General features: G+C 70.1%; 3 protein-coding genes. 2 read left to right on the top strand and 1 reads right to left on the bottom strand.

Features of this window, described 5'->3' with window-relative positions; translation table 11 throughout:
- Together G6024_RS09180 and glgB are read left to right on the top strand one after the other, a co-directional pair.
- Window positions 1-1,568 (top strand): alpha-amylase family protein (locus G6024_RS09180; protein WP_159148546.1); only part of this gene is annotated, 1,568 nt, incomplete at its 5' end.
- Between the two features lie 11 nt (window positions 1,569-1,579).
- A complete protein-coding gene (gene glgB / locus G6024_RS09175; RefSeq protein ID WP_194307346.1) occupies window positions 1,580-3,961 on the top strand; it encodes a 1,4-alpha-glucan branching protein GlgB in 2,382 nt (793 codons plus the stop codon).
- 18 nt (window positions 3,962-3,979) lie between these two features.
- On the opposite strand, the gene G6024_RS09170 is transcribed toward glgB, so the two are convergent.
- The gene (locus G6024_RS09170; RefSeq protein ID WP_268817115.1) at window positions 3,980-4,108 is read right to left on the bottom strand and encodes a tetratricopeptide repeat protein; all 129 of its coding nucleotides are present in this window, start codon (window positions 4,106-4,108) and stop codon (window positions 3,980-3,982) included.
- Between the last annotated feature and the right edge of the window lie 8 nt (window positions 4,109-4,116).

Here is a 4,116-nt window from a genome sequence, read left to right as displayed (position 1 = left end):
GCGGCCCGGGCGACGCGGCCACCCGGACCGCCCCGGCGCTGTCGGACGAGGTCGCGGCCGCGCTGGCCGCCGATCCCGTCCGCGAACTCGTGACCGTGGGTCAGACCCACCGCGTGTGGGTGGACCGTCGCGAGGCGCAGTTCAGCTCCTGGTACGAGTTCTTCCCCCGCTCCACCGGCGGGTGGGACGACGAGGGCCGTCCCATCCACGGGACGTTCACCACCTCGCGCTCCTACGTCGATCACGCGGCCGACCTCGGGTTCGACGTCGTGTACCTGCCGCCGATCCACCCCATCGGCGAGATCAACCGCAAGGGCCGCAACAACACCCTGACCCCCGGGCCCGACGACGTCGGGTCACCGTGGGCCATCGGCTCCGCCGAGGGCGGACACGACGCGGTCCACCCCGACCTCGGCACCGTCGACGACTTCCGGGACCTGGTGACCTACGCCGGGGAGCGCGGCGTCGAGGTCGCACTGGACCTTGCCCTGCAGTGCGCGCCCGACCACCCGTGGGCCGCCGAACACCCCGAGTGGTTCACCGTGCTGCCCGACGGGCACATCGCCTATGCCGAGAACCCGCCCAAGAAGTACCAGGACATCTACCCGGTCAACTTCGACACCGACCCCGAGGGCATCTACGCCGAGGTGCTGCGTGTCGTCCGGCTGTGGACGTCCCTCGGGGTACGGATCTTCCGGGTGGACAACCCGCACACCAAGCCGGCCGACTTCTGGAACCGCCTCATCAGCGAGGTGAAGCGGACCGAGCCGGACGTGCTGTTCCTGGCGGAGGCCTTCACCCGGCCGGCCCGGCTGTTCGGACTGGCCAAGCGCGGGTTCTCGCAGTCCTACACCTACTTCACGTGGAAGACCACGAAGGCCGAGTTGATGGAGTTCTGCGAGCAGTTGCTAGCCCACGTCGACGAGGCCCGCCCCAACATGTTCACCAACACCCCGGACATCCTCCACGAGTCGCTCCAACGTGGCGGCCCGGCGATGTTCGCGATCCGGGCGGTGCTCGCCGCGACGCTCTCGCCCGCGTGGGGCGTGTACTCCGGCTACGAGCTCTACGAATGGCAGCCCGTCGCCGACGGCAGCGAGGAGTACCTCGACTCGGAGAAGTACGAGCTGCGGCCCCGTGACTTCGCCGCCGCGGAGGCCGCCGGGCAGTCGCTCGCCCCGTGGCTGCGCACCCTCAACCGGGTCCGCCGCGAGCACCCCGCCCTGCAGCAGCTGCGCACCCTGACGTTCCACGACGTGGACAACGACCAGATCATCGCCTACTCCAAGGTCGACCCGGCCACCGGAGACTGCGTTCTCACGGTGGTCTCCCTGGACTCCCTCGGCGTCCAGGAGGGCACCCTCCACCTCGACATGGCGGCCCTGGGGTACGACGCCGACGCCCGGTTCAGCGTCCGCGACGAGGTGACGGGCTCCGAGTTCCACTGGGGGTCGAGCAACTACGTCCGGCTCGAGCCGTGGACCGCCGTCGCACACATCATCGCGATCCCGCCCTGCGACGAAGCACGTAGGGTCGAACAGTCCTACCGCACGCACACCGTGGATTGAGGCGAACGGCCATGGCACAGCACAAGAAGAAGGACCGCTCCACCGACCGGCTCCAGCCGGAGCAGACCTCGTCGTCGTCGCCCTCGTCGTCGTCGCCGCCGTCTTCATCACCGCCGTCACCGCCGTCACCGACACCGCCCGCGCCGGCCACGGCGCCCGTCGCGTCCCCCGGGCCCGTCACTCCCACGGAACCGACGCCGATCCCGCACGACGTCCTCGGCCGGCTCCGGTCCGGTACCCACCACGACCCGCACTCCGTCTACGGCGCGCACCGCGACGGCGACGGCTCGGTCGTCCGCACCGTCCAGCCGGGCGCGGTGGAGGTGGAGATCGTGTTCGACGACCGCACCGTCCCCATGACCCCGGTCGGCGACGGACTGTTCCACGCGGCGGTGCCCGAGACGGAGGTGCCCGACTACCGTTTCCGGGTCCGCTACCCCGACGGCCACACGCGCACCGTCGCGGACGGCTACCGCTTCCTCCCGACGCTGGGCGAGGTCGACCTGCACCTCATCGGCGAAGGGCGCCACGAACGACTGTGGGATGTCCTCGGCGCCCACGTGCGCACCTACGAGACCGCGGGCGGACCGGTCACCGGCACGTCATTCGCCGTGTGGGCGCCCAACGCCCGCGGGATGAGCGTCGTCGGCGACTTCTGCGGATGGAATCCCACCGCGCTGCCCATGCGCTCGATCGGGTCCTCCGGGGTGTGGGAGTTGTTCGTCCCCGACGTCGCCGACGGCGCCGTCTACAAGTACTGCGTCCGCGGGGCCGACGGCCGGACCATCGACCACGCCGACCCCATGGCGGTGGCCACCGAGGTGCCGCCCTCGACCGGGTCGAAGGTGTTCACCTCCGGCTACGAGTGGAACGACGACGAGTGGATCGCCGCCCGCGCGACCCGCGACCACTCGCACTCCCCGATGACCGTCCTCGAGGTCCACGTCGGCTCCTGGCGGCCCGGCCTCGACTACCGCGAGTTCGCGCACGAACTCGCCGACCACATCATCGAGACCGGGTTCACCCACGTGGAGTTGATGCCGGTCGCCGAGCACCCCTTCGGCGGCTCGTGGGGCTACCAGGTCTCGTCGTACTTCGCCCCGACCAGCCGGTTCGGCACCCCGGACGACCTGCGCTACGTCATCGATCACCTCCACTCCCGCGGTATCGGAGTCCTGGTGGACTGGGTACCCGCCCACTTCCCCAAGGACGAGTGGTCGCTCGGCCGGTTCGACGGCACCCCGCTCTACGAGCACGCCGACCCCCGACGCGGCGAACAGCCCGACTGGGGCACCTACGTCTTCGACTTCGGCCGCCACGAGGTGCGCAACTTCCTCGTCGCCAACGCCCTGTACTGGGCCGAGGAGTTCCACATCGACGGACTGCGGGTGGACGCCGTGGCCTCGATGCTCTACCTCGACTACTCCCGCGAGGCCGGCGAGTGGACCCCTAACATCCACGGTGGACGGGAGAACCTCGAGGCCATCTCGTTCCTCCAGGAGGTCAACGCCACCTTGGCCCGGGAGCACCCCGGTTTCCTCACCGTGGCCGAGGAGTCCACGTCCTGGGGCGGCGTCACGTCGCCCACCTACACGGGCGGCCTCGGGTTCTCCATGAAGTGGAACATGGGCTGGATGAACGACACCCTGCGCTACGTGGGGCTCGACCCGATCTACCGCGGTTTCCACCACGGCGAGATCACCTTCTCGATGATGTACGCCTGGAGCGAGCGCTTCGTCCTCCCCCTGAGCCACGACGAGGTGGTCCACGGCAAGGGATCGATGTGGGAGCGTATGCCCGGCACCTCGTGGGACCGTGCGGCCGGCATCCGCAGCCTGTACGCCTACATGTGGGCGCACCCCGGCAAGAAGCTGCTCTTCCAGGGCCTCGAGTTCGGGCAGACCACCGAGTGGGACGCCGACAAGGGTGTCGCCTGGGAGAATCTCGAGGGCTGGGAGGGCGAGTATCACCGTGGCATCCTCGCCTGCGTGCGGGACCTCAACGCCCGCTACGCCGACAATCCCGGCCTGTGGTCGCTCGACGACGACCCCTCCGGCTTCTCGTGGATCGACGCCAACGACGCCGCCCACAACACGCTGTCCTTCCTGCGGACCGACCACGCCGGCAACACCGTCGCGTGCGTGGTCAACTTCTCCGGCGCCGCACTCGGCGATTACCGCATCGGGCTCCCCGAGGACGGGTACTGGGAGGAGATCCTCAACACCGACGCCTCGGCCTACGAGGGCTCGGGCGCGGGCAACCTCGGCGGTGTCCACGCCGAGCCGGCACCCCACCACGGACGGCCCTATTCCGCGGCGATCACGGTCGGCCCCCGCGCCACCGTGTGGTTCCGACACGCGGCACCGACGACGACGGAGATCGCGGGCGCCTGAGCGGCCGGGAGCCGAGCGTCAGTAGAGCGCGCTCGCGAGGTCCCGGCGCGCGGCCAGCACGCGTGCATCGTCCACCGGCAGCGCCTCGAGGAGCTCGAGCAGGCGCGCACGCAACGTGGCCCGCTCGTCACCACCGTGGACACGGATCGCGTTCA

The sequence above is a fragment of the Dietzia maris genome (assembly GCF_014144855.1).
Lineage (GTDB): Bacteria > Actinomycetota > Actinomycetes > Mycobacteriales > Mycobacteriaceae > Dietzia > Dietzia kunjamensis.
The sequence above is the reverse complement of the archived record's forward strand: the minus strand, read 5'-3'. Positions and strand labels throughout refer to the sequence as shown.